The sequence below is a fragment of the Pseudomonas helvetica genome (assembly GCF_039908645.1).
In the GTDB taxonomy this organism is placed as follows: domain Bacteria; phylum Pseudomonadota; class Gammaproteobacteria; order Pseudomonadales; family Pseudomonadaceae; genus Aquipseudomonas; species Aquipseudomonas helvetica.
Map to the genome: position 1 here is coordinate 5,566,834 of NZ_CP150917.1, position 22,224 is coordinate 5,589,057.

The 22,224-nt window shown below is 59.9% G+C and carries 22 protein-coding genes; 11 read left to right on the forward strand and 11 right to left on the reverse strand.

Annotated elements, in window-relative coordinates:
• The first annotated feature begins 40 nt into the window (after positions 1-40).
• Positions 41-595, forward strand: coding sequence for a tetratricopeptide repeat protein (locus tag AABM55_RS25670; RefSeq protein WP_054594193.1), 555 nt, complete (start codon positions 41-43; stop codon positions 593-595).
• 148 nt (positions 596-743) lie between these two features.
• Here the strand turns inward: AABM55_RS25670 and AABM55_RS25675 are convergent, their stop codons facing one another.
• Positions 744-1,073, reverse strand: coding sequence for a DUF1820 family protein (locus AABM55_RS25675; RefSeq protein ID WP_008052403.1), 330 nt, complete (start codon positions 1,071-1,073; stop codon positions 744-746).
• Between the two features lie 135 nt (positions 1,074-1,208).
• Here AABM55_RS25675 and miaB point away from each other — a divergent pair, with 135 nt between their 5' ends.
• The 5 genes from miaB to lnt all read left to right on the forward strand — a co-directional run bounded on the left by miaB (position 1,209) and on the right by lnt (position 6,686).
• Positions 1,209-2,543, forward strand: a complete 1,335-nt coding sequence (miaB, locus tag AABM55_RS25680; protein WP_024265123.1) for a tRNA (N6-isopentenyl adenosine(37)-C2)-methylthiotransferase MiaB — start codon at positions 1,209-1,211, stop codon at positions 2,541-2,543.
• A 259-nt stretch (positions 2,544-2,802) separates the two neighbouring features.
• Positions 2,803-3,822 carry a PhoH family protein gene (locus tag AABM55_RS25685; protein ID WP_054594194.1) on the forward strand — a complete coding sequence of 340 codons (1,020 nt, stop codon included), beginning with the start codon at positions 2,803-2,805 and terminating at the stop codon, positions 3,820-3,822.
• Entirely contained in the window at positions 3,815-4,309 is a 495-nt protein-coding gene (gene ybeY / locus AABM55_RS25690; RefSeq protein WP_019691824.1) for an rRNA maturation RNase YbeY, read from the forward strand. The genes AABM55_RS25685 and ybeY overlap by 8 nt, the downstream gene beginning before the upstream one ends.
• 5 nt (positions 4,310-4,314) lie before the next feature.
• A complete protein-coding gene (locus tag AABM55_RS25695) occupies positions 4,315-5,154 on the forward strand; it encodes an HlyC/CorC family transporter (protein WP_019691823.1) in 840 nt (279 codons plus the stop codon).
• Between the two features lie 8 nt (positions 5,155-5,162).
• The gene (gene lnt / locus AABM55_RS25700; RefSeq protein WP_347928103.1) at positions 5,163-6,686 is read left to right on the forward strand and encodes an apolipoprotein N-acyltransferase; all 1,524 of its coding nucleotides are present in this window, start codon (positions 5,163-5,165) and stop codon (positions 6,684-6,686) included.
• 54 nt (positions 6,687-6,740) lie between these two features.
• On the opposite strand, the gene AABM55_RS25705 is transcribed toward lnt, so the two are convergent.
• A complete protein-coding gene (locus AABM55_RS25705) occupies positions 6,741-7,502 on the reverse strand; it encodes a YdcF family protein (protein WP_347928104.1) in 762 nt (253 codons plus the stop codon).
• A 136-nt stretch (positions 7,503-7,638) separates the two neighbouring features.
• Positions 7,639-7,962: a hypothetical protein gene (locus tag AABM55_RS25710; protein ID WP_054594197.1), complete on the reverse strand. Its 324-nt coding sequence runs from the start codon at positions 7,960-7,962 to the stop codon at positions 7,639-7,641.
• A gap of 259 nt (positions 7,963-8,221) precedes the next feature.
• Here AABM55_RS25710 and leuS point away from each other — a divergent pair, with 259 nt between their 5' ends.
• From leuS to AABM55_RS25735, 5 genes are all read left to right on the forward strand, one after another.
• Positions 8,222-10,828, forward strand: a complete 2,607-nt coding sequence (leuS, locus tag AABM55_RS25715; protein ID WP_103317513.1) for a leucine--tRNA ligase — start codon at positions 8,222-8,224, stop codon at positions 10,826-10,828.
• 89 nt (positions 10,829-10,917) lie between these two features.
• Entirely contained in the window at positions 10,918-11,523 is a 606-nt protein-coding gene (gene lptE / locus AABM55_RS25720; RefSeq protein ID WP_347928105.1) for an LPS assembly lipoprotein LptE, read from the forward strand.
• A 39-nt stretch (positions 11,524-11,562) separates the two neighbouring features.
• Positions 11,563-12,600: a DNA polymerase III subunit delta gene (gene holA / locus AABM55_RS25725; protein ID WP_054594200.1), complete on the forward strand. Its 1,038-nt coding sequence runs from the start codon at positions 11,563-11,565 to the stop codon at positions 12,598-12,600.
• Between the two features lie 286 nt (positions 12,601-12,886).
• Positions 12,887-13,042: an alternative ribosome rescue factor ArfA gene (gene arfA / locus AABM55_RS25730; protein ID WP_019693801.1), complete on the forward strand. Its 156-nt coding sequence runs from the start codon at positions 12,887-12,889 to the stop codon at positions 13,040-13,042.
• A gap of 72 nt (positions 13,043-13,114) precedes the next feature.
• Positions 13,115-14,437: a lytic murein transglycosylase gene (locus AABM55_RS25735; protein ID WP_347928106.1), complete on the forward strand. Its 1,323-nt coding sequence runs from the start codon at positions 13,115-13,117 to the stop codon at positions 14,435-14,437.
• Between the two features lie 135 nt (positions 14,438-14,572).
• Here AABM55_RS25735 and AABM55_RS25740 read toward each other — a convergent pair whose 3' ends face one another.
• From AABM55_RS25740 to rodA, 8 genes are all read right to left on the reverse strand, one after another.
• Entirely contained in the window at positions 14,573-15,520 is a 948-nt protein-coding gene (locus tag AABM55_RS25740) for an LD-carboxypeptidase (protein WP_347928107.1), read from the reverse strand.
• 167 nt (positions 15,521-15,687) lie between these two features.
• Entirely contained in the window at positions 15,688-16,686 is a 999-nt protein-coding gene (gene lipA / locus AABM55_RS25745; RefSeq protein ID WP_347930084.1) for a lipoyl synthase, read from the reverse strand.
• Positions 16,687-16,717: 31 nt separating this feature from the next.
• Positions 16,718-17,365 carry a lipoyl(octanoyl) transferase LipB gene (gene lipB / locus AABM55_RS25750; RefSeq protein WP_054594204.1) on the reverse strand — a complete coding sequence of 216 codons (648 nt, stop codon included), beginning with the start codon at positions 17,363-17,365 and terminating at the stop codon, positions 16,718-16,720.
• The gene (locus AABM55_RS25755) at positions 17,365-17,640 is read right to left on the reverse strand and encodes a DUF493 domain-containing protein (RefSeq protein ID WP_003215438.1); all 276 of its coding nucleotides are present in this window, start codon (positions 17,638-17,640) and stop codon (positions 17,365-17,367) included. Before AABM55_RS25755 ends, lipB begins: the two co-directional genes overlap by 1 nt.
• 86 nt (positions 17,641-17,726) lie before the next feature.
• Positions 17,727-18,884 carry a D-alanyl-D-alanine carboxypeptidase family protein gene (locus AABM55_RS25760; RefSeq protein ID WP_054594205.1) on the reverse strand — a complete coding sequence of 386 codons (1,158 nt, stop codon included), beginning with the start codon at positions 18,882-18,884 and terminating at the stop codon, positions 17,727-17,729.
• A gap of 193 nt (positions 18,885-19,077) precedes the next feature.
• Entirely contained in the window at positions 19,078-20,088 is a 1,011-nt protein-coding gene (locus tag AABM55_RS25765) for a septal ring lytic transglycosylase RlpA family protein (RefSeq protein ID WP_054594206.1), read from the reverse strand.
• Positions 20,088-21,098: a lytic murein transglycosylase B gene (gene mltB / locus AABM55_RS25770; protein ID WP_347928108.1), complete on the reverse strand. Its 1,011-nt coding sequence runs from the start codon at positions 21,096-21,098 to the stop codon at positions 20,088-20,090. The genes AABM55_RS25765 and mltB overlap by 1 nt, the downstream gene beginning before the upstream one ends.
• Before the next feature lie 17 nt (positions 21,099-21,115).
• The gene (rodA, locus tag AABM55_RS25775; RefSeq protein WP_054594208.1) at positions 21,116-22,219 is read right to left on the reverse strand and encodes a rod shape-determining protein RodA; all 1,104 of its coding nucleotides are present in this window, start codon (positions 22,217-22,219) and stop codon (positions 21,116-21,118) included.
• Between the last annotated feature and the right edge of the window lie 5 nt (positions 22,220-22,224).

Here is a 22,224-nt window from a genome sequence, read left to right on the forward strand (position 1 = left end):
TCGACGGGTCCGCGCGCCCTTCAGAGGTAAGTCGATTCCCATGAACCGCACCGGCCGCGCCCTTGCACTGGGCTGCCTGTTGCTCCTTCAGCCCCTGCTCGCGCATGCACAAGCAGGCGGCAACTCGTTGTTGATCCCAGCGATGGGTCGTTGCACCCTCAATACCCAGCCTGAAGACCTGAAGGAGGCGCTCGCCGCCTGCCAGAAAGCGTCGGACGCCGGGGATGCGGAAGCGCAATACGAGTTGGGCGAGTTCTACTACGACGGCAAACGCGTGCCGCGCGACCTCAATCAAGCCCTGAGCTACTTCGAAAAAGCTTCGCTGCAAGGCCACGCTCAGGCGCAATTCAAACTCGGCATCATGTTCTTCCATGGCGAAGGCGTGCCGGCCAATAACGTTCAGGCATATATCGTGCTGAAAATGGCCGCGGTCAACGGCGCGGAAGATGCGCTGGACACCGCCGACGAAGTCGCCGAGCACATGCAACGCAGTGAACTGGAAGTTGCGACCCAGGTGCTGGGGCAAATTTTCCGTAAATACCTGATGGAACTGCAAAGCGCCGACGGGCGTACGCCTTTCTCGCCATTACCCTGAATCCAGCGCGGGCTACTGTGGCGAGGGAGCTTGCTCCCGCTCGACTGCGCAGCGGTCGTAAAGTCAGCTAACGCGGTGTGACAGATATAATTCAGGGCCGCTTCGCGCCCCAGCGGGAGCAAGCTCCCTCGCCACAGGGGGCAGCCGCTTACTTCTCAGGCATCGGCATCGGAAACGGCATGACATTGCCGACCGCGCCACGGGCTTCGCTGATTTTCGGGGTGCCCATACGCTCGACTTCGTCGATGCGCACAATCGAATGCATCGGCACAAAACTACGCACCACGCCCTCGAACTGAGCCTTGAGCTTCTCTTCGCTCGGATCGACGACCACTTGCGTGCGCTCGCCAAAGACGAACTCTTCCACTTCCAGAAAGCCCCACAGATCACTTTGATAGATCTGCTTGGCGTACATTTCGAACACCTGGCCCTGGTTGAGGAAAATCACCTTGTAGATTGGAGCTTCACGTTTGGTCATGGTGGGCGAGCAACACATCGAGGGATAAAAATGAGGGCGCGAACTATAGCATAGCCGCTGGACGCACGACGGTAGGAACCTGGGGACTTGTTCCCTATAATGCGCGGTTCTTTGAATCACGTGATGAACCCGTCCATGGCCAAGAAGCTTTACATCGAAACCCACGGTTGCCAGATGAACGAGTACGACAGCTCGCGCATGGTCGATCTGCTGGGCGAACATCAGGCCCTGGAGGTGACAGCGCGCGCCGAAGACGCAGACGTCATCCTGCTCAACACCTGCTCGATTCGCGAGCGCGCCCAGGACCGGGTGTACTCCCAGCTTGGCCGCTGGCGCGAACTGAAGCTCGCCAACCCGGAAATGGTCATCGCCGTCGGCGGTTGCGTGGCCAGCCAGGAAGGCGCGGCAATCCGCGACCGTGCCCCCTATGTCGACGTGGTATTCGGTCCACAGACCCTGCACCGCCTGCCGGAAATGATCGACGCCGCGCGCCTGACCAAACTGCCGCAAGTCGACGTCTCGTTCCCGGAAATCGAAAAATTCGACCACCTGCCAGAACCGCGCATCGATGGCCCAAGCGCCTATGTGTCGGTGATGGAAGGTTGCAGCAAGTACTGCACTTTCTGCGTAGTGCCCTATACCCGTGGTGAAGAAGTCAGCCGACCGTTCGACGACGTGATCGCCGAGATCATTCACCTGGCCGAGAACGGCGTGCGTGAAGTCACCCTGCTGGGGCAGAACGTCAATGGCTACCGTGGCCTGACCCATGATGGGCGCCTGGCCGATCTGGCCGAGCTGATCCGCGTGGTGGCGGCTGTCGATGGCATCGACCGCATCCGCTACACCACGTCGCACCCGCTGGAGTTCTCCGACAGCCTGATCCAGGCCCACGCCGAAGTGCCGGAACTGGTCAAACACCTGCATTTGCCGGTGCAGTCGGGTTCGGACCGGATTCTTGCAGCGATGAAGCGCAACCACACCGCACTCGAGTACAAGTCGAAACTGCGCAAACTGCGCGCCGCCGTGCCGGGCATTTGCATCAGTTCGGACTTTATCGTCGGCTTCCCCGGCGAGACCGAAAAAGACTTCGAACAGACCATGAAGCTGATTGAAGACGTCGGTTTCGACTTCTCCTACTCGTTCGTCTACAGCCAACGCCCGGGCACCCCGGCTGCCGACTTGGCCGACGAAACCCCGGAAGAGCTGAAAAAAGAGCGCCTGAACGCCCTGCAACATCGCCTCAACCAGCAAGGTTTCGAGATCAGCCGACAAATGGTCGGTTCAACCCAGCGGATCCTGGTGACCGATTACTCGAAAAAAGACCCGGGCGAACTGCAAGGCCGGACCGAGAATAATCGAATCGTAAACTTCCGCTGCGACAATCCGACCTTGATCGGCCAGTTCGCCGACGTGCACATCGACGCCGCACAGCCGCACTCGCTACGTGGCTCGTTGATTCAACAAGGCTAGTTCCGGCTAGTGCGGGCTCCTGTGGCGAGGGAGCTTGCTCCCGCTCGGTTGCGAAGCAGCCGCAAACCAGTCGCTTCGGTACCTTCTGAAAAACCGTAGTGACCGGGCTGGGAGCGCTTCGCACTCCAGCGGGAGCAAGCTCCCTCGCCACAGGAATGGAATGGGTGTTTGATGTTGGTCTGTTTAAGAGCTTTCGTACCCAGGCCTCTGGCGTTATCCTTGATTTATCTCCATTGCCCCAGGGCGGCTAAAAACAACCTTGAACGCACCCATAGAACCACATCGCTTCATCCTCGAGCCCTTTGAGGCTCATCGCTTCGCCAATCTGTGCGGGCAATTCGACGAGCATTTGCGCTTGATCGAACAGCGCCTGGCGATCGTGATCCGCAATCGCGGCAATCAGTTCGAATTGATCGGCGAGCCCAAGCACACCATCTCCGCGGAAAACCTGCTGCGCCGCCTCTACCGTGAAACCAAGAGTAGCGAGCTGTCGCCAGACATGGTTCACCTGTTCCTGCAGGAATCGGCCGTGGAAGAAATGGACAACCATTCGCCCGCCGAACCCTCAGTCGCCCTGCGCACCAAAAAAGGCATGATTCGCCCTCGCGGCTTGAATCAGCTGCGCTACGTGAAGGAAATCCTGGGCAACGATATCAACTTCGGCATCGGCCCCGCCGGTACCGGCAAGACCTATCTGGCCGTTGCCTGCGCAGTCGATGCGCTGGAGCGCGAGCAGATCCGCCGCATCCTGCTGGTACGTCCAGCGGTCGAGGCCGGCGAGAAACTCGGCTTCCTGCCCGGCGACCTGGCACAAAAAATCGACCCGTACTTGCGCCCGCTGTATGACGCGCTGTACGAAATGCTCGGCTTTGAACACGTCGCCAAGCTGATCGAACGCCAGGTGATCGAAGTTGCGCCGCTGGCGTACATGCGAGGCCGCACGCTGAACAACAGCTTCATCATCCTCGACGAAAGCCAGAACACCACCGTCGAACAGATGAAGATGTTCCTGACGCGGATCGGTTTTGGCTCGACCGCGGTCATCACCGGTGACATCACCCAGATCGACCTGCCGAAAGGCACCAAGTCCGGGCTGATTCATGTGATCGACGTGCTCAAGGAAGTACCGGGCATCAGCTTTACCCACTTCAAACCCAAAGACGTCGTGCGCCACCCGCTGGTGCAGCGCATTGTCGAAGCCTACGAGCGTTTCGAAAATCGCCTGATTGACGAACCTGCAACACTTTCCGCTGAAAAGGGCAATCGCCACGATGCTTGAGCTTGATCTGCAACTGGCGACCGAAGCGCCCGCTCCAAGCGAAGCCGAGTTCCGCCAATGGTGCGAACTGGCCCTGCGTCAGCGCACCGCCGACTCGGAATTGACCATTCGCCTGGTCGACGAGGAAGAAGGCCGCGAGCTGAACTACACCTGGCGTCAAAAGGATTACGCAACCAATGTGTTGTCGTTCCCTGCCGATGTGCCCGACGAATTGCTGGACATCCCGCTGCTGGGCGATCTGGTGATCTGCGTGGCCGTGGTCGAGCGCGAGGCTGCCGAGCAAGGCAAGGAGTTGAAGGCCCACTGGGCGCATCTGGTCATTCACGGCTGCTTGCATCTGCTTGGTTACGACCATATAGATGATGACGAAGCCGAAGAAATGGAAGCACTGGAACGAACGTTGCTTGCAGAATTGGGTCATCCTGACCCCTATGCGGACGACGAAACCGAAACATCCCCTATCGTTACAACAAAGGATTCAGAGTAATCGCTATGAGCGAAGATCGATCGAGCAACGGGCAAAAGTCCTGGCTGGGTAAGCTCACCCAGGCTTTTGCCCACGAGCCGAAAAACCGTCAGGAGCTGCTGGAGCTTCTGCGTGATGCCCATCAGAACAAGTTGCTGGACAGCGAAGCGCTGGCCATCGTCGAGGGCGCCATCCAGGTTGCTGACCTGCAAGTACGCGACATCATGGTCCCGCGCTCGCAGATGGTCAGCATCAAGGCGACCCAGACACCCCGTGAATTCCTCCCGGCCGTGGTTGAGTCCGCGCACTCGCGTTACCCGGTAATCGGCGAGAGCCACGACGACGTCATGGGCGTGTTGCTGGCCAAGGATCTGCTGCCGCTGATCCTCAAGGAGAACGGCGACAGCTTCAACATCAAGGATTTGCTGCGTCCGGCCACTTTCGTGCCCGAGTCCAAGCGTCTGAACGTGTTGCTGCGCGAGTTCCGCGCCAACCATAACCACATGGCCATCGTCATCGACGAATACGGCGGCGTGGCGGGTCTGGTGACCATCGAAGACGTGCTCGAGCAAATCGTCGGCGACATCGAAGACGAGCACGACGTTGAAGAAGACAGCTACATCAAGCCACTGCCAAGCGGCGACTTCCTGATCAAGGCCCTGACACCGATCGAGAACTTCAACGAGTTCTTCGACAGCGAATTCTCCGACGACGAATTCGACACCGTTGGCGGCCTGGTGATGAGCGCGTTCGGGCACTTGCCAAAACGCAACGAAATCACTGAAATCGGCGCCTATCGCTTCCGCATCCTGAACGCCGACAGCCGTCGCATTCACTTGCTGCGCTTGACCCCTATAGCCCGCTAAGGACTGACATGCGTTGGATCACCCGCCCCGGCTGGCCCGGTAACCTGCTGGCCGTGGCGGCCGGTGCACTCACCACCCTGGCCTTGGCGCCATTCGATATCTGGCCGCTGGCATTGCTGGCGGTCGGATTTTTCTATGCGGGCTTGCGTGAACTGACACCTCGTCAGGCGCTGGGTCGCGGCTGGTGTTTCGGTTTCGGCCTGTTTGGCGCCGGCACCAGTTGGATCTACTACAGCATCCACAACTTTGGTGGCGCTTCGATGCTGCTCGCCGGATTGCTGATGCTGGCGTTCACCGCCGCGATTGCCTGGTTCTTCGCCCTGCCCGCCTGGATCTGGGCGCGCTGGTTGCGCCGTAACGAAGCGCCATTGGCCGACGCCTTGGCATTCGCGGCGTTGTGGGTGGGCCAGGAAGCGTTTCGCGGCTGGTTCCTCACCGGTTTTCCATGGCTTTATTCCGGTTACAGCCAACTCGACGGTCCGCTCGCCGGATTGGCGCCATTGGGTGGTATGTGGCTGATTTCCTTCAGCCTGGCCCTGACCGCCGCGCTTGCGTACAACCTGCCACGCCTGATCAAGGCCGGACACAAAGGCTTTATCGTCGCCGGCCTGCTGTTGCTGGCTGCGCCTTGGGTCATCGGCCTGTCGCTCAAAGGCCACGCCTGGACCAGCCCTTCGGGCAATCCGCTGAGCGTCGCGGCGATTCAGGGCAACATCGAACAAAGCATGAAGTGGGACCCGGCGCAGCTCAACGCGCAACTGGCGCTGTACCGCGACATGAGCTTCACCTCCAAACGTGTCGACCTGCTGATCTGGCCGGAAACCGCGGTCCCGGTGCTCAAGGAGTCTGCCGAGGGCTACCTGAACATGATGGGCAGCTTCGCCGCCGAACGTAACTCGGCACTGATTACCGGCGTGCCGATCCGCCAGGAAGTGCACCACGAGAAACGCTTCTACAATGGCATCACGGTGGTTGGTCAAGGCGATGGCACTTACCTCAAGCAGAAACTGGTGCCGTTTGGCGAATACGTGCCGCTGCAAGAGTTACTGCGCGGCCTGATTGCGTTCTTCGATCTGCCGATGTCGGATTTCGCCCGCGGCCCGGCTGATCAGCCGTTGTTGCAAGCCAAGGGTTATCAGATTGCACCGTTCATCTGTTACGAAGTGGTCTACCCGGAATTTGCCGCCAGCCTTTCGGCGCGCAGCGATTTGCTGCTGACCATCAGCAACGACACCTGGTTCGGCACCTCCATCGGCCCGCTGCAACACTTGCAGATGGCGCAAATGCGAGCGCTGGAAGCCGGGCGCTGGATGATTCGCGCGACCAACAACGGCGTCACCGGATTGATTGATCCCTTCGGCAAAATCACCGTGCAAATCCCGCAATTCGAACGCGGCATTCTCTACGGTGACGTGGTGCCGATGCACAACCTGACGCCTTACCTGCAATGGCGCTCGTGGCCGCTGCTTATCCTTTGTGTACTGCTGTTTGGCTGGGCATTGCTGGCCAGCCGGATCGCCAAGACGGTTTAAGCACTTGTGGCGAGGGAGCTTGCTCCCTTGCCACAGAGGTGGGAACGATCAATATCAGCGATAAAAAATCGAATAGCCGATCTGCCCCACCGCCTCATTCAACAACTGGCCGGATCGCCAGATCGATTTGAACGTCGGCATCCAGCCACCCAACGGCTCGCCATTATCGGTGCCTAAAAAGCCCACCGGAGCCGGCACCACGGTAAATCCCGCCTGCTCGAAACTCCAGACGCTGCGCGGCATATGCCAGGCTTGCGTCACCACCACGACCCGCTTCAACCCCACAGGCTCCAGCAGTTCGGCAGTGAATTGAGCGTTTTCCCAGGTGGTGCGGCTGCGCCCTTCCTGCCAACGAACCGTGACCCCAAAATCATCCTGTAACGAATCGGCCATCAACTTCGCTTCAGTCGGTGGCGTGCCGTAATGCAAACCACCGCTGGTCAACACCGGCAAACCCGACGCCTTGGCCAGCCGCGCCGCATAACGCTCACGCTCCAGCGCCACACCCGTTGGCTGATCGGAACCCCAGGCCAGGTCACCGCGTTCGCGCCCCGCCCCCAGCACCACGATCACATCCGCGCGCTCGGCCAGAGTCGCCCATTCGCTGCGGGCCAGCGGTGCTTCACGCTCAAGGGCCTTCGCGCTCCACTGCACAACGACCGGCAAGCTCATCAACCAGAACCCACCGGCGCCCAAGGCAAAACACAGCCCTGCAAGGCGTGGTCTTGAGCGGCGCAACCACCAGGCAAGCGCAAGCAACAGCAAAAAAATACCGGGTGGCAGAAGCAGTTGTTTAACGAAATAACGAAAAGGCATCGGGCATCTCCTGAGATGCCCGAAGCCTAAGTGGGTTGAAACAAAGCGACAACTAAGATGGAAGGCCTTTCCTTCAAAAAGCCATCTCGGGCGACTTCATGCGCCCGCTTGGGGCAACGAACATTTGCCTGATCGCTTACTTGACCAGCAGGGACCGGACCTTTACCGCGTCTCTGCGAGAGAGCTTGTCTTGCAACCAGATAATTTTCGCCGAACGGGGAACGTCCTTAGGCTTCACTGCTTCTGATGACAAGCATCCTTGCGCCTCATGTTCACTACGATCCAGATAAGCCATGATCAGTTCGAACTCTGCGCGGCTCAACCCGCGAAGTTCCAGCTCCACCGGACGCTCATCGCGTAACCGGCCAGCTGTCCTTGCGGCATCCAGGGCCAGCCCCAGGCGCTCTATCAGCTTTTCGTACAGCTCCGGTTTAGTTACTTTTCGTTGTGACTCAACCATCCCTCACCTCATTGAAGATAAGACTCACTCCCCATCTAGAGCTTAGCTTCGCTGAGAAAACCGTTCAGGTGCCGCGACCAACGGCCCTACGCGTGTAATCAAGGTTTCCCTCGGTAGAGCGCGGTCATGTATGCTACGGCGCTTCCTGTAACTCCACTTCCAGCTCGACTGGGCATCGAAAACGCCACTTTTGGCGTCATCAGCGTCCAGCGTTGCATTGAAGAGGATTAGGCCACCCCTATTCAGTTCAAAAGTAGCCATGCACGAACAATACCAGCCCCGTGAAATCGAAGCCGCCGCCCAGTCGTTCTGGGACGAGCAAAAGTCCTTTGAAGTCAGTGAACAGCCAGGCAAGGAGACTTTCTACTGCCTGTCGATGTTCCCTTACCCCAGCGGCAAGCTACACATGGGGCACGTGCGCAACTACACCATTGGCGACGTGATCTCCCGCTATCAGCGCATGCAAGGCAAAAACGTCCTGCAACCCATGGGTTGGGACGCTTTTGGCATGCCGGCGGAAAACGCCGCAATGAAGAACAACGTAGCGCCCGCCAAGTGGACCTACGAAAACATCGCCTACATGAAATCCCAGCTGCGCAGCCTGGGCCTGGCGGTGGACTGGTCGCGCGAAGTCACCACCTGCAAGCCGGATTACTACCGTTGGGAACAATGGCTGTTCACTCGCCTGTTCGAAAAAGGCGTGATCTACCGTAAAAACGGCACCGTGAACTGGGACCCGGTCGACCAGACCGTTCTGGCCAACGAACAGGTGATCGACGGTCGCGGCTGGCGCTCCGGCGCGCTGATCGAAAAACGCGAAATCCCGATGTACTACTTCAAGATCACCGCTTACGCGGATGAACTGCTGGAGAGTCTCGACGACCTGCCGGGCTGGCCTGAGCAAGTCAAAACCATGCAGCGCAACTGGATTGGCAAATCCCGCGGCATGGAAGTGCAGTTCCCGTACAACGTCGATTCGATCGGCGAAACGGGCGCACTGAAAGTCTTCACCACCCGTCCGGACACCCTGATGGGCGCGACCTACGTTGCCGTGGCTGCCGAACATCACCTGGCGACCCTGGCGGCGAAGAACAACCCTGAGCTGCAAGCGTTCATCGCGCAATGCAAAGGCGGCAGCGTGGCCGAAGCCGACGTTGCCACCCAGGAGAAAAAAGGCCTGCCGACCGGCCTGTTCGTCGAGCACCCGCTGACCGGCGAAAAATTGCCGGTATGGGTCGCCAACTATGTGCTGATGCACTACGGCGACGGCGCAGTAATGGCGGTTCCGGCCCACGACGAGCGCGATTTCGAATTCGCCCACAAGTACAACCTGCCGGTTAAATCAGTCGTGCGCACCAGTTCCGGTGATAGCAACCCGACACCATGGCAAGACGCCTACGGCGAACACGGCACGCTGATCAACTCCGGCGAGTTCGATGGCCTGGATTTCGCGGGCGCGTTCGACGCCATCGAAGTGGCCCTGATCAAGAAAAGCCTCGGTGCCTCGCGCACTCAGTTCCGCCTGCGCGACTGGGGCATCAGCCGCCAGCGTTACTGGGGCTGCCCGATCCCGATCATCCACTGCGATACCTGCGGTGACGTGCCGGTCCCGGAAAATCAACTGCCTGTCGTGCTGCCGGAAGACGTCGTACCCGATGGAGCCGGTTCGCCATTGGCGCGCATGCCCGAGTTCTACGAATGCACGTGCCCGAAATGCGGCGCACCTGCCAAGCGTGAAACCGACACCATGGACACCTTCGTCGAGTCCTCGTGGTACTACGCTCGTTACGCCTCTCCGCACTATGAAGGCGGCCTGGTGGAAAAATCCGCGGCCGACCATTGGTTGCCAGTGGATCAATACATCGGCGGTATCGAACACGCGATCCTGCACCTGCTCTATGCGCGCTTCTTCCACAAGCTGATGCGCGACGAAGGCCTGGTGAGCTCCAACGAGCCGTTCAAGAACCTGCTGACCCAGGGCATGGTGATCGCCGAGACTTATTATCGTCGCGAAGCCAACGGTGCTTACACCTGGTTCAACCCGGCGGACGTGGTACTCGAGCGCGACAGCAAGGCCAAGGTCATTAGCGCCAAGTTGATCGCAGACGGCCTGCCGGTGGAAATCGGCGGGACCGAGAAGATGGCCAAGTCGAAGAACAACGGCGTCGATCCACAGTCGATGATCGATCAGTTCGGCGCAGACACTTGCCGCCTGTTCATGATGTTCGCCTCGCCACCGGACATGAGCGCGGAATGGTCCGACTCCGGCGTAGAAGGTTCGCACCGCTTCCTCAAGCGCGTCTGGCGTCTCGCTCAAGCGCACGTCACCCAGGGCCTGCCGGGCAAACTGGACGTCGCCACCTTGAACGACGAGCAGAAAGCCATTCGCCGTTCAATCCACCAGGCTATCAAGCAGGCCAGCCACGACGTGGGCCAGAACCACAAATTCAACACCGCCATCGCCCAAGTGATGACGCTGATGAACGTGCTGGAAAAAGCCGCGCAAGACACCGAACAGGACCGCGCGCTGATTCACGAAGGCCTGGAAACCGTGACCCTGCTCCTGGCCCCGATCACCCCGCACATCAGCCATGAGCTGTGGCATCGACTGGGTCACGCCGATCCGGTGATCGATGCCGGTTGGCCGGTTCTGGACGACAGCGCGCTGGTTCAAGACAGCCTGCAACTGGTGATTCAGGTCAACGGCAAGCTGCGCGGCCAGATCGAAATGCCCGCCAGTGCCAGCCGCGAAGAAGTCGAAGCCGCCGCACGAGCCAATGAAAACGTGCTGCGCTTTGTCGACGGCCTGACTATTCGTAAAGTGATCGTAGTGCCCGGAAAACTGGTCAATATCGTCGCTAGCTAATTGGATCAGGCGCAAGGTCCATACCTGGCGCCGAACAGAACCTTTCGGGTCGCTCGCTCGGCCCACATGGTTTCAAGGGGAGCAACAAGATGATCAAACGCAATCTGCTGGTGATGGGGCTCGCTGTTTTGCTGAGCGCCTGCGGCTTCCAACTGCGCGGTACCGGCACCGCCGAACTGGCGATCAGGGAACTCGACCTGAGCGCACGCAACTCATATGGCGAAACCGTGACGCTGATGCGCCAGGTGCTTGAAAGCAGTGGCGTCAAAGTCTATGCCGGCGCACCTTACAAGTTGGTATTCACCGACGAACAGGAAAGCCAGCGCAGCCTCAGCTACTCCGGCGGCGGCCATTCGGCCGAGTATGAGCTGACCAACGTGCTGAACTATCAAATCGTGGGCCACAACAAGCTCTCCCTGCTCGACGACAAACTGCAAGTGCAGAAGGTCTTCATGCACGACGGCAACAACATCACTGGCTCCGACCAGGAAGCCGCCGAGGTGCGCAAGGAAATGCGTCGCGACATGGTGCAACGCATGATGCTGCGCCTGCAACAGCTTACCCCGGCTCAGCTTGATCAGTTGCAACAGACTGCCGATGACCGTGCCAAAGCGGAAGCCGACGCGCTGGAAGCAGCCCGTAAAGCTGAAGCGAACACTCCGCGTCAGTCACCTATGCAAGTACCGACCGAGTAAGTCGTACGGGGCGCTCCGGCGCCCCGTTCGCCCTGTCTTATGAAACTAGCCCCCGCCCAGCTCGGCAAACACCTGCAAGGCGCCCTTGCGCCCGTTTACATCATCAGTGGCGATGACCCACTGTTGTGTCAGGAAGCTGCCGACGCCATCCGCTCTGCTGCCCGCCAGCAAGGTTTTGACGAACGCCAGGTATTCAGCGCAGACGCCAGTTTCGACTGGGGTACGCTGCTGCAAGCCGGCGCCAGCATGTCGTTGTTCGCTGAAAAGCGCCTGCTGGAGTTGCGCTTGCCGTCCGGCAAACCGGGCGACAAAGGTGCAGCAGCGCTGATGGAGTATTGCTCGCGTCCGGCCGAAGATACCTTGCTGCTGATCAGCCTGCCAAAACTCGACGCCAGCGCGCAAAAAACCAAGTGGGGCAAGGCGCTGGTCGAAGGCCCGCAGACCCAGTTCGTGCAGATCTGGCCGGTGGATGCCAACCAGTTGCCGCAATGGATTCGTCAGCGTTTGTCCCAGGCTGGGCTTGCTGCCAGCCAGGACGCTGTCGAGCTGATCGCAGCAAGGGTCGAAGGCAACCTGCTGGCGGCCGCCCAGGAAATCGAAAAGCTCAAGCTGATGGCCGAAGGTGGCCAGATCACGCTCGAAACGGTGCAAGCGGCAGTTGCCGACAGCGCGCGCTTCGATGTTTTCGGGTTGACCGATGCCATTCTTAATGGCGAAGCGGCGCATGCGCTACGCATGCTTGAAGGTTTGCGCGGCGAAGGCGTCGAACCACCGGTGATTCTTTGGGCGCTGGCCCGAGAGCTTCGGCTATTGGCCAACCTGTCGCTGCAATACAGCCAGGGTGTGCCGCTGGACAAAGCCTTCAGCCAGGCCCGACCGCCCGTCTGGGACAAGCGCAAACCCCTGATGAGTAAAGCCCTGCAACGCCATTCGGCGCAACGCTGGGCGCAACTGCTGCTCGATGCCCAGCGGATCGACGCACAAATAAAAGGCCAGGCCGCCGGTTCGCCGTGGATGAGCCTGAGCCGCTTGGCGTTGTTGATGGCCGGCCAGCGCCTGGCATTGCCTGCCGAGTAAACCCTGCCGCGAACATACCCTGTGGTGAGGGGGCTTGCCCCCGCTGGGTCGGTCCGCGTTCGGGCGACGCGGCCCTGAAATCTGCAAACCGCATATCCACAGACACACACCGCGTGCCCAGCAATCACGGCTGCTTCGCTGCCGAACGGGGGCAAGCCCCCTCGCCACACTAACCGAGTTCACTCCAAACAGAGCTGAATGGTCCTACGCATCGCAGGGACTAGACAGAATCCCAACTTCGGCCGATGATTTGCCCCGCGAAAACCACTCAACGAGAGCACCGCCCATGAGCAAACACAAGCGGCCCAACAAGGCCAAATCCATTGTCGCCCAGCCCCTGTTCCGCAGCCGTCAGGAACAACCCGGCAAGGGCAAAGGCAGCTACCGCCGCGAAGCCTTCCAGTCTAAAAGCTGGGAGGCTTCTTACTTTCTGGCGGCATGAAGTTTCAACATCACCTCGCTCCCTCTCGGCATGATAAGGTCTGCACCTGATTCGTATTATCTGGACCTGTGCATGCCCCTTTGTCTTTCCCGTCGTTGGCACCTGCGCCAACTGATTGCTGCCTCCAGCCTTGTATTGCTTGTCGCCTGCGCGGAAAAACCCACCGCTGCCGACGCGCAACCGCTCCAAACCGCCCCCGTTGCGACTACTCCGGCCATCATTCCTCCGGTAGTGCCGACTGGCGACAATCTCGACATCCAGCCGACCCAGACCTTCGAGGAATGGGAAGCCGGTTTTCGCCAGGATGCCCTCGCCGCCGGTATCCGTCCGGATGTGTTCGACCGCGCCTTTGCCGGCATCACGCTGGACATGAGCGTGATCCGTGCCGACCGCAGCCAACCGGAGTTCACCCGCCCGGTGTGGGAATACCTCGACGGTGCGCTCTCCGCCGCGCGCGTGCGTAAAGGCCAGGCATTACTCAGCCAGTACGCCGAGACCTTGAGCACCATCGAGCAGCGTTATGGTGTTGATCGCCAGGCGCTCGTGGCCGTCTGGGGCATGGAAAGCAACTTCGGCAGTTTCCAGGGCGACAAATCGGTGATCCGCTCGCTGGCGACCCTGGCCTACGAAGGCCGGCGTCCGGGCTTTGCTCACGCCCAATTGCTGGCCGCTCTACAAATTCTGCAACAGGGTGATATCACGCCCGAGAAGATGCTCGGTTCCTGGGCTGGCGCCATGGGCCAGACCCAGTTCATCCCGACCACCTACCTCACCCACGCGGTCGATTTTGACGGTACCGGTCACCGTGATATCTGGGGCAGCCCGACCGATGCACTGGCCTCCACTGCCCATTACCTGCAAAGCTCCGGCTGGCAGAAAGGTCAGCCTTGGGGCTTCGAAGTGCAACTGGCGAGTGGTTTCGACTATTCGCTGGCTGACGGTGCGATTCGCAAAAGCGTCTCCGAGTGGATGCAAATGGGCATCAAACTGCCCAACGGCGGCGTCGTTCCACCCGGTTCCGAACACCTGTCAGCCGCCCTGCTGCTGCCCGCCGGTTATCGTGGCCCGGCGTTCCTGATCCTCGATAACTTCCGCGCAGTCCTCAAGTACAACAATTCGTCGTCCTACGCATTGGCGGTGAACCTGTTGTCTGAACGCTTTAATGGAGCGGGCCTGATCAACGGCGAATGGCCGAAGGATGACCTGCCCCTGAGTCGTTCAGAGCGCATCGAACTGCAGAATTTGCTGAGCGCCAGTAACTACGATGCGGGGAACGCCGACGGCATCATCGGCGCCAACACCCGCAAGGCCATTCGCAGCGCCCAGCAGTCGTTTGGCTGGCCGGCAGATGGTTACCCGACGCACAAGTTGCTGGAAGGTTTGCGTAACCGCTGAGGCTTGGCCTCAATCTGTGGCGAGGGAGCTTGCTCCCGCGGAGGTGCGAAGCGCCTCCAAATCGCATGCGTTCGTCGGTTAGACGACTGCTACGCAGCCGAGCGGGAGCAAGCTCCCTCGCCACGGGTCAGACTGTTACTTGATCACCACATCCTGCTCCAGCCACAACGCCTTGCTCCCCGCATCCAGCCTCACCAACGCGCCCATGGGCAGCGTCAGGTTCGGGTCGCAATGGCCGCTGCGCCAACCGGCAAGCACCGGAATCCGCAATGGCTCGAAGGTTTGCTTGAGCAACTTCGCCAATGCATCGCTGTCCACGCCGGCCACATCCCCCACCAGCACCCCGCGCAGCGTGCTCAGCTTGCCGGCCAGGCGCAGATGGGTCAGCAACCGGTCGATGCGATATATCGGCTCGTTGACGTCTTCGATGAACAGAATGATCCCGTCGGCATCGATTTCGAAAGGCGTGCCCAGGGTCGCGGCAATCATCGACAGATTACCGCCCAGCAAACGCCCATGAGCGATGCCTGGCTCGATCATAGTCAAAGGGTACGCCACCGGGTGCGCCAACAGGCTTCCAGCGTTCAACTGGCCTCTGAGCAGGCTGAGCAACGAAGACTCGGTCGGCTGGAGCTTGTTCCCCAGCAGATCGGCGTTGAGCATCGGACCGTGAAAGGTCACGAACCCCGCATAACGGCTGATGGCCAGGTGCAGCGCCGTAATGTCGCTATAGCCGACAAACGGCTTGGCATTGCGCCGCAGCAACTCGAAGTCGATCCGGTCCAGCAGGCGCGGGCTGCCGTAGCCGCCACGCAGGCAGAGAATCGCATCAATGGCCGGATCGCCAAACGCCTCATGCAGATCCTTCAGGCGAACGTCGTCACTGCCGGCGAGGTAGCCGTCTTTCTCCAGGACACCCGGAAAAATCCGCAGCGAATACCCGCGTGCACGCATCCATTGAAAAGCCGTTTCGGTATCCAGTGCCGCCGGGCCTGCCGGCGCAATGACACCGATCAGCCCCTCGGCAGGTAATGCCGGAACCGGAGCGTGCTCGGAAATAACGGGGGTCGAGCGAGTGGTCATCCGTGATTCTCCCTGTGTGAATGCTTCAGCACACAGTAGTCAGGAACGGGGATAAACAGAAGAGGTTCAGCTGTCCCGCAGGGTGCAGGAAAAAACCGGGTGTGACGTGGTACCGAGTAGCTTTTAAAAAAATGCCCGCAAGGCGTGAGCCTTGCGGGCATTTCAGATCAGGACGACATCAACTCGGCCTTGACCAGTTTCGCCTGCTCGTCGGCGTGATACGAGGAACGTACCAGCGGGCCGGAGGCGACGTTCTTGAAGCCCATCTTGTAACCTTCCTCGGCGAACCAGGCGAAGGTGTCCGGGTGCACGAAACGCTGCACCGGCAAGTGGCTACGGGACGGTTGCAGGTACTGGCCCAGAGTCAGCATGTCGATATCGTGTTCGCGCATGCGCTTCATGACTTCGATGACTTCCTCATCGGTCTCGCCCAAACCCAGCATCAGGCCGGATTTGGTCGGAATGTGCGGCATCATCTGCTTGAACTTCTGCAGCAGGGTCAGCGACCACTGATAGTCCGAACCCGGACGTGCAGCCTTGTACAGGCGCGGTACGGTTTCCAGGTTGTGGTTGAACACATCAGGCGGCTGGGCGGCGGTAATTGCCAGCGCCACGTCCATCCGGCCACGGTAGTCCGGAACGAGGGTCTCGAGCTGCACGTTCGGCGACAGCTTGCGGATTTCGCGGATGCAGTCGGCGAAGTGCTGAGCACCACCGTCACGCAGGTCATCACGGTCTACCGAGGTGATCACCACGTACTTCAGTTTCAGGTCGGCGATGGCGATGGCCAGGCTTTCCGGTTCGTTGACGTCCAGTGGCTTCGGACGACCGTGGCCAACGTCGCAGAACGGGCAGCGACGGGTGCAGATGTCGCCCATGATCATGAAGGTTGCGGTGCCACCGGAGAAGCATTCGCCGAGGTTCGGGCAGGAAGCTTCTTCGCAGACGCTGTGCAACTTGTGTTTGCGCAGCAGGGCCTTGATACGGTCGACTTCCGGGGAAACCGGGATGCGCACGCGAATCCAGTCAGGCTTTTTCGGCAATTCGGTGGTTGGAATGATCTTCACCGGGATACGCGCAACCTTTTCGGCGCCGCGCAGCTTTACGCCAGCTTCCACTTTGGCTCGCGGGGCCGGGCGCTCGGTAACATCCAGCGTCGGGATCATGGTTTGCACAGCGTCTTGCGCAGTAGTCATATCAGTCGATTCCGCCCGTTAGGGTCGTCTGCTCAGCATAGTCGAGGTGTTTGACGAGCTGCGCACGCAGCCGGGCACTTACCTCGGCAAATTCAATCGGCCCGGTGTGATCGCGCAGCTGGGTCATGGCCAGCCCGGCGTATCCACAGGGGTTAATCCGGCGAAACGGCTCCAGGTCCATATCCACGTTCAAGGCCAGGCCATGAAAGGAGCAACCGTGGCGGATCCGCAGACCCAGAGAAGCAATTTTTGCACCGTTGACGTAGACGCCCGGTGCATCGGCCTTGGCCACGGCGGTGACGCCGTAGCTGGCCAGCAGCTCGATCAGGCACTGTTCCATCCGGCTGACCAGGTCGCGCACGCCGAAACCCAGCTTGCGCACATCCAGCAGCAGATACGCCACCAACTGACCCGGGCCGTGGTAAGTCACTTGACCGCCACGATCGACCTGCACCACCGGAATATCGCCGGGAAGCAGCAGATGCTCAGCCTTGCCGGCCTGCCCCTGGGTAAAAACCGGTGGGTGCTCGACCAGCCAGATCTCGTCGGCGCGGTCGCTGCCGCGCTCGTTGGTAAACCGTTGCATGGCATGCCAGACCGGCTCGTAAGCCAGCTGGCCGAGCTCGCGAAAGCCCAGCGGTTCGGACATCACAGCACCATGTGCACGAAGCCGGTGGCCCGCAGTTCACTGTTGATGTTGTACAGCTGGTCCTGGTCGGTCGCGACGATGTGTAACTGAATCGTCGTGTACTTGCCATTGGTGCTTTGGCGTTCGTCCACACGGTCATGATTGATCGTCGCGTGCTTCTTGACGATTTCGATGATCTTGTCTTTGTTGCCCACACCGGTATCGCTGATCACCTTAACCGGGTAGTCAACGTTGGGGAATTCGATCTTAGGCGCCTTTACTTCGGTATCGGTCATGGCGTAACGGCCTCGTAAGCGTAAGCCGTGGCAACGGGCATGGCCCCGCTCCGGATTGGAACGGGGCCATGCAGGTCCACACTAATTCAGTTGAACAAGCCGTAGAAGAATAGACGGATGCTATCCCACATGCGGCGGAAGATACCACCTTGGTCGACCGCGTCCAGCGCGATCAGATCAGCGCTGTGCACGACCTTGTCGTCCAGTTTCACTTCGACTTTACCAATCACGTCGCCCTTGGCGATCGGCGCGACCAGTTGCGGGTTCATGGTCATGCTGGCAGCGAGCTTTTTCAGCTGGCCTTTTGGCAAAGTCATGGTCAGGTCTTCAGCCAGGCCGGCTTTGACCTGGTTGGTGGTGCCCTTCCAGACTGGAGCCTGAGCCAGCTCGGCGCCTTTCTGATAGAAGGTCTGGGTTTCGAAGAAGCGGAAACCGTAGGTCAGCAGCTTCTGGGTTTCAGCAGCGCGAGCGCTTTCGCTGTTGGTGCCGAACACCACGGCGATCAGGCGCATGCCATCACGTACCGCCGAGGACACCATGCAGTAGCCGGCTTCTTCGGTGTGACCGGTTTTCAGACCGTCAACGGTCTTGTCACGCCACAGCAGCAGGTTGCGGTTGGGTTGTTTGATGCCGTTCCAGAAGAACTCTTTCTGCGAGTAGATCGCATAGTGAGCCGGGTCTTCGTGGATGATCGCACGCGCCAGAATGGCCATGTCGTGAGCGGTGGAATAGTGCTCAGGGTTTGGCAGACCGGTCGGGTTCATGAAGTGACTGTTGTTCATGCCCAGGTCGGCAACGGTCTTGTTCATGAGGTCGGCGAACGCGTCTTCGCTGCCGGCGATGTGCTCGGAGAGCGCGACGCTGGCGTCGTTGCCCGACTGGATGATGATGCCGTGCAGCAGGTCGCTGACCGTGACCTGCGAGCCGACCTTGATGAACATCCGCGAACCGCCGGTGCGCCAGGCGTTCTCACTGACGGTCACCGGATCGTTTTCACCGATCTGGCCGCGACGGATTTCCAGGGTCGCAATGTACGCTGTCATCAGCTTGGTCAGGCTGGCTGGCGGCAGACGCTGGTCACCGTTGTTCTCGACCAGCACGTTGCCGCTGCTGGCGTCCATGAGCACATAGGATTTAGCCGCCAGTTGTGGTGGCGACGGCATCATCTCGACCGCAAAAGCGGCGGGTGAGAGGAGCAGCGGGACTAGCAGGCACAGGCGTTTGGCAAAGGTGGTGATGTTCATCCGTCTCTCGAAATCGCTAATGGAAACTGCCCTACGGGCAAAACTAATCAGACAACCTGCTTGGCACGGAGCCTGCGGGTTATCGCGTGTTCAGTTGTTCACTCTCTAACCCTTGCCGGGCTTTTATTGTTCAACGAGCCAACAACTCAGGTTCACCCCCCAAACCGCAAGTGAACCTTGAATCAGGAATTGCTTATTCAGCCGTCACCAGGCTCGGAGAACCGAGATTGGCCAGGCGCACGCTGTTTTGCACTTGCGCGATTTCACCCTGCGAGCCGATTGGCCCCAGGCGAACCCGATGCAGTGTCTGTTGGTTGCGCACGATCGAGCTGATGAACACCGGAGCGCTCACCATCCCGCTCAACTTCGATCTCAGGAGTTCTGCAGCGTCCGGGTTGGCGAACGCGCCCACCTGCAGATACTGGCCAGAGGCTGGTACAGAAGCGTTTTTTTTTGCATCGAGCTGCACCGGCACAACGGCCGCGGCATGTTGCTGCGGCGGTGGCGTCCATTGCTCGACGGTGCCGGCCGACGCGGTAATCACCGGTGCGCTATTTTGCGCGACTTGCGGCTCATTGAGCATCAACGGCGCAGGTCGGCCTTTTGCCGCCCACCACTCTTGCGGGTCGATGCCTTCAACCTTGACCCGCGCAGTGCCAATCTCGGCATACCCGAGCTTCTTGGCTGCGGCGTAGGACAAGTCGATGATGCGATCCGAATAGAACGGCCCACGGTCGTTGACCCGCAGGATCACGCTCTTGTTGTTGTCCAGGTTGGTGACCCGAACATAGCTGGGCAATGGCAGGGTCTTGTGCGCGGCACTCATGCCGTACAGGTCATACACTTCGCCGTTGGCGGTGTTCTGCCCGTGAAACTTGGTGCCGTACCAGGACGCCGTACCCGAGGCGACATAACGCTTGGATTCGGCCAGCGGAAAGTAGGTCTTGCCCAGCACGGTATACGGGTTGGCCTTGTACGGGCCGGTGTGCAGGGTCGGCGTAGCGTCGGGGATCCGTGAAATATCCACATCCCACCACGGCGCACCGTCTTTGTGGGCACGGTTGATATCCAGGCCTGGTGTCGCGCGTACCGCGGTCGTGTATTTCTGTTGCGGTGCACGACTGGTCGAACAGCTGACCACGAGCAACGACAACGCGGCGAAAGCCACCAGCTTCAGGGGTTTGCGGATTGGCGATGCCAGCATTACTTGACGCCCCGTGCTTGGACCAGCATTTCAGACAACTGATGTACAGCCATGGCGTACATCACGCTGCGGTTATAACGCGTAATCGCGTAAAAATTCTTCAGGCCCATCCAGTATTCAGGGCCATTGTCACCTTCAAGCCTGAAAGCCGTGACTGGCATATCATCGCGCAGCGCATCATGACTCGACCAGCCCAACGCCCGCAACTCCCCGACGGTTTTCGTCGGCTCGATGCCGGTGGTCAAGCCGTCGTCGACCTGATCGCCGCGCACATCGGCCCGGCTGACCACCGGTTCGCCTGCCTCCCAGCCGTGACGCTTGAAATAGCTGGCAACGCTGCCGATGGCATCGTCCGGATTGGTCCAGATATTAATGTGGCCATCACCGTCGAAATCCACCGCGTAGGCGCGAAAGCTGCTCGGCATGAACTGCGGCAAGCCCATGGCGCCGGCGTACGAGCCTTTGAGCGTCAGCGGATCGACCTGCTCTTCACGCGCCAGCAGCAGGAACTCACGCAATTCCTTGCGAAAGAATTCTGCACGTGGAGGGTAGTCGAAACTGAGGGTCGACAACGCGTCGATCACCCGATAATTACCGGTATTTCGGCCGAAAAAGGTTTCAACGCCGATGATCGAGACGATCACCTGTGCTGGAACGCCGTATTCCCGCTCGGCGCGAGCCAGCGCCGCTTCGTGCTGGCGCCAGAAATCCACGCCCCGGGCGATCCGAGCGTCGGTCAGGAACATCGGGCGATATTCCTTCCATTGCTTGACCCGCTCGGCCGGTCGGGAGATCGCGTCGAGAATCGATTGCTTGCGCTCGGCCTCGCGGAACACGCCCATCAGCTGTTCACCGGCAAAACCATAGTCGCGGGTCATTTCACCGACGAATTCGGCCACTTGGGGCGAGCCTTCATAATCGCCGGCCAGCACTTCCTGCGCTGCACCAAGGATGCTTACCAGGCCGACCCACGGAGCGTATCGAGTCGCCCAGCCACGCATTACTTGCATTGAAATCTTCACCTTATTCAAACCTGTGCGATCCACTTACGATGGGTATGGATCGACATCAAAACCCCAAACGCTGACAGCAGCGTCACCAGCGAAGTTCCGCCGTAGCTAATGAACGGCAACGGCACCCCCACCACCGGCAACAGGCCACTGACCATACCGATGTTGACGAAAACGTAAACAAAAAACGTCATGGTCAGGCTGCCGGCGAGCAATTTGCCGAACAATGTCTGCGCCTGGGCGGTAATCACCAGCCCACGGCCAATCAACAGCAGGTAAATCAGCAGCAAGGCGCAAATGCCCACCAGACCGAACTCTTCGCCCATCACCGCAATGATGAAGTCGGTGTGGCTTTCCGGCAGAAAGTCCAGGTGCGACTGGGTGCCCAGCAGCCAGCCTTTACCGAACACGCCGCCGGAACCGATGGCGGCCTTGGACTGAATGATGTTCCAGCCGGTGCCGAGCGGATCGCTCTCCGGGTCGAGGAAGGTCAGGATCCGCTGCTTCTGGTAGTCATGCATGATGAAGAACCACATCGCGACCGCCACCGGCACGGCTGCCGCGACCACGCTGAGGATCCAGCGCCAGCGCAGGCCACCCATGAACAGCACGAAAGCACCGCCCGCAAGGATCAGCAGCGACGTGCCGAGGTCTGGCTGACGCACAATCAGTATGAACGGCAAGCCGATCAGGAACAGACTGACCCCGACATGCTTGAGTTGCGGTGGCAACGTGCGCTTGGACAGGTACCAGGCAATCGTCGCCGGCATCAGGATCTTCATGAATTCCGAGGGCTGGAAGCGAATCACCCCGGGAATATTGATCCAGCGCGTCGCGCCCATGGCGTTGTGGCCCATCACGTCCACCACCACCAGCAAGATCACCCCGAGCACATAGCCCAGCGGCACCCAACGCGCCATGAAACGCGGTTCGAACTGGGCGATGACGATCATCGACACCAGGCCGATCCCGAACGACGTCGCTTGTTTGGCCAGCAGGTCCCAGCTCTTGCCACTCGCCGAATACAGCACGAACAGGCTGCCGGCCGCGAGGATCAGCAGCAGGATCAGCAACGGGCCATCGATGTGCAGGCGTTGCAACAGCGTCGCGCGGCGACGCATCACAT

What these genes read in the sequence shown, in the direction of transcription:
- AABM55_RS25670 (WP_054594193.1), top strand. Translation starts at nt 41, where the DNA reads ATGAACCGCACCGGCCGCGCCCTTGCACTGGGCTGCCTGTTGCTCCTT.
- AABM55_RS25675 (WP_008052403.1), bottom strand. Translation starts at nt 1,073, where the DNA reads ATGACCAAACGTGAAGCTCCAATCTACAAGGTGATTTTCCTCAACCAG.
- miaB (WP_024265123.1), top strand. Translation starts at nt 1,209, where the DNA reads ATGGCCAAGAAGCTTTACATCGAAACCCACGGTTGCCAGATGAACGAG.
- ybeY (WP_019691824.1), top strand. Translation starts at nt 3,815, where the DNA reads ATGCTTGAGCTTGATCTGCAACTGGCGACCGAAGCGCCCGCTCCAAGC.
- AABM55_RS25695 (WP_019691823.1), top strand. Translation starts at nt 4,315, where the DNA reads ATGAGCGAAGATCGATCGAGCAACGGGCAAAAGTCCTGGCTGGGTAAG.
- lnt (WP_347928103.1), top strand. Translation starts at nt 5,163, where the DNA reads ATGCGTTGGATCACCCGCCCCGGCTGGCCCGGTAACCTGCTGGCCGTG.
- AABM55_RS25705 (WP_347928104.1), bottom strand. Translation starts at nt 7,502, where the DNA reads ATGCCTTTTCGTTATTTCGTTAAACAACTGCTTCTGCCACCCGGTATT.
- AABM55_RS25710 (WP_054594197.1), bottom strand. Translation starts at nt 7,962, where the DNA reads ATGGTTGAGTCACAACGAAAAGTAACTAAACCGGAGCTGTACGAAAAG.
- leuS (WP_103317513.1), top strand. Translation starts at nt 8,222, where the DNA reads ATGCACGAACAATACCAGCCCCGTGAAATCGAAGCCGCCGCCCAGTCG.
- lptE (WP_347928105.1), top strand. Translation starts at nt 10,918, where the DNA reads ATGATCAAACGCAATCTGCTGGTGATGGGGCTCGCTGTTTTGCTGAGC.
- holA (WP_054594200.1), top strand. Translation starts at nt 11,563, where the DNA reads ATGAAACTAGCCCCCGCCCAGCTCGGCAAACACCTGCAAGGCGCCCTT.
- arfA (WP_019693801.1), top strand. Translation starts at nt 12,887, where the DNA reads ATGAGCAAACACAAGCGGCCCAACAAGGCCAAATCCATTGTCGCCCAG.
- AABM55_RS25735 (WP_347928106.1), top strand. Translation starts at nt 13,115, where the DNA reads ATGCCCCTTTGTCTTTCCCGTCGTTGGCACCTGCGCCAACTGATTGCT.
- AABM55_RS25740 (WP_347928107.1), bottom strand. Translation starts at nt 15,520, where the DNA reads ATGACCACTCGCTCGACCCCCGTTATTTCCGAGCACGCTCCGGTTCCG.
- lipA (WP_347930084.1), bottom strand. Translation starts at nt 16,686, where the DNA reads ATGATCCCGACGCTGGATGTTACCGAGCGCCCGGCCCCGCGAGCCAAA.
- lipB (WP_054594204.1), bottom strand. Translation starts at nt 17,365, where the DNA reads ATGTCCGAACCGCTGGGCTTTCGCGAGCTCGGCCAGCTGGCTTACGAG.
- AABM55_RS25755 (WP_003215438.1), bottom strand. Translation starts at nt 17,640, where the DNA reads ATGACCGATACCGAAGTAAAGGCGCCTAAGATCGAATTCCCCAACGTT.
- AABM55_RS25760 (WP_054594205.1), bottom strand. Translation starts at nt 18,884, where the DNA reads ATGAACATCACCACCTTTGCCAAACGCCTGTGCCTGCTAGTCCCGCTG.
- AABM55_RS25765 (WP_054594206.1), bottom strand. Translation starts at nt 20,088, where the DNA reads ATGCTGGCATCGCCAATCCGCAAACCCCTGAAGCTGGTGGCTTTCGCC.
- mltB (WP_347928108.1), bottom strand. Translation starts at nt 21,098, where the DNA reads ATGCAAGTAATGCGTGGCTGGGCGACTCGATACGCTCCGTGGGTCGGC.
- rodA (WP_054594208.1), bottom strand. Translation starts at nt 22,219, where the DNA reads ATGCGTCGCCGCGCGACGCTGTTGCAACGCCTGCACATCGATGGCCCG.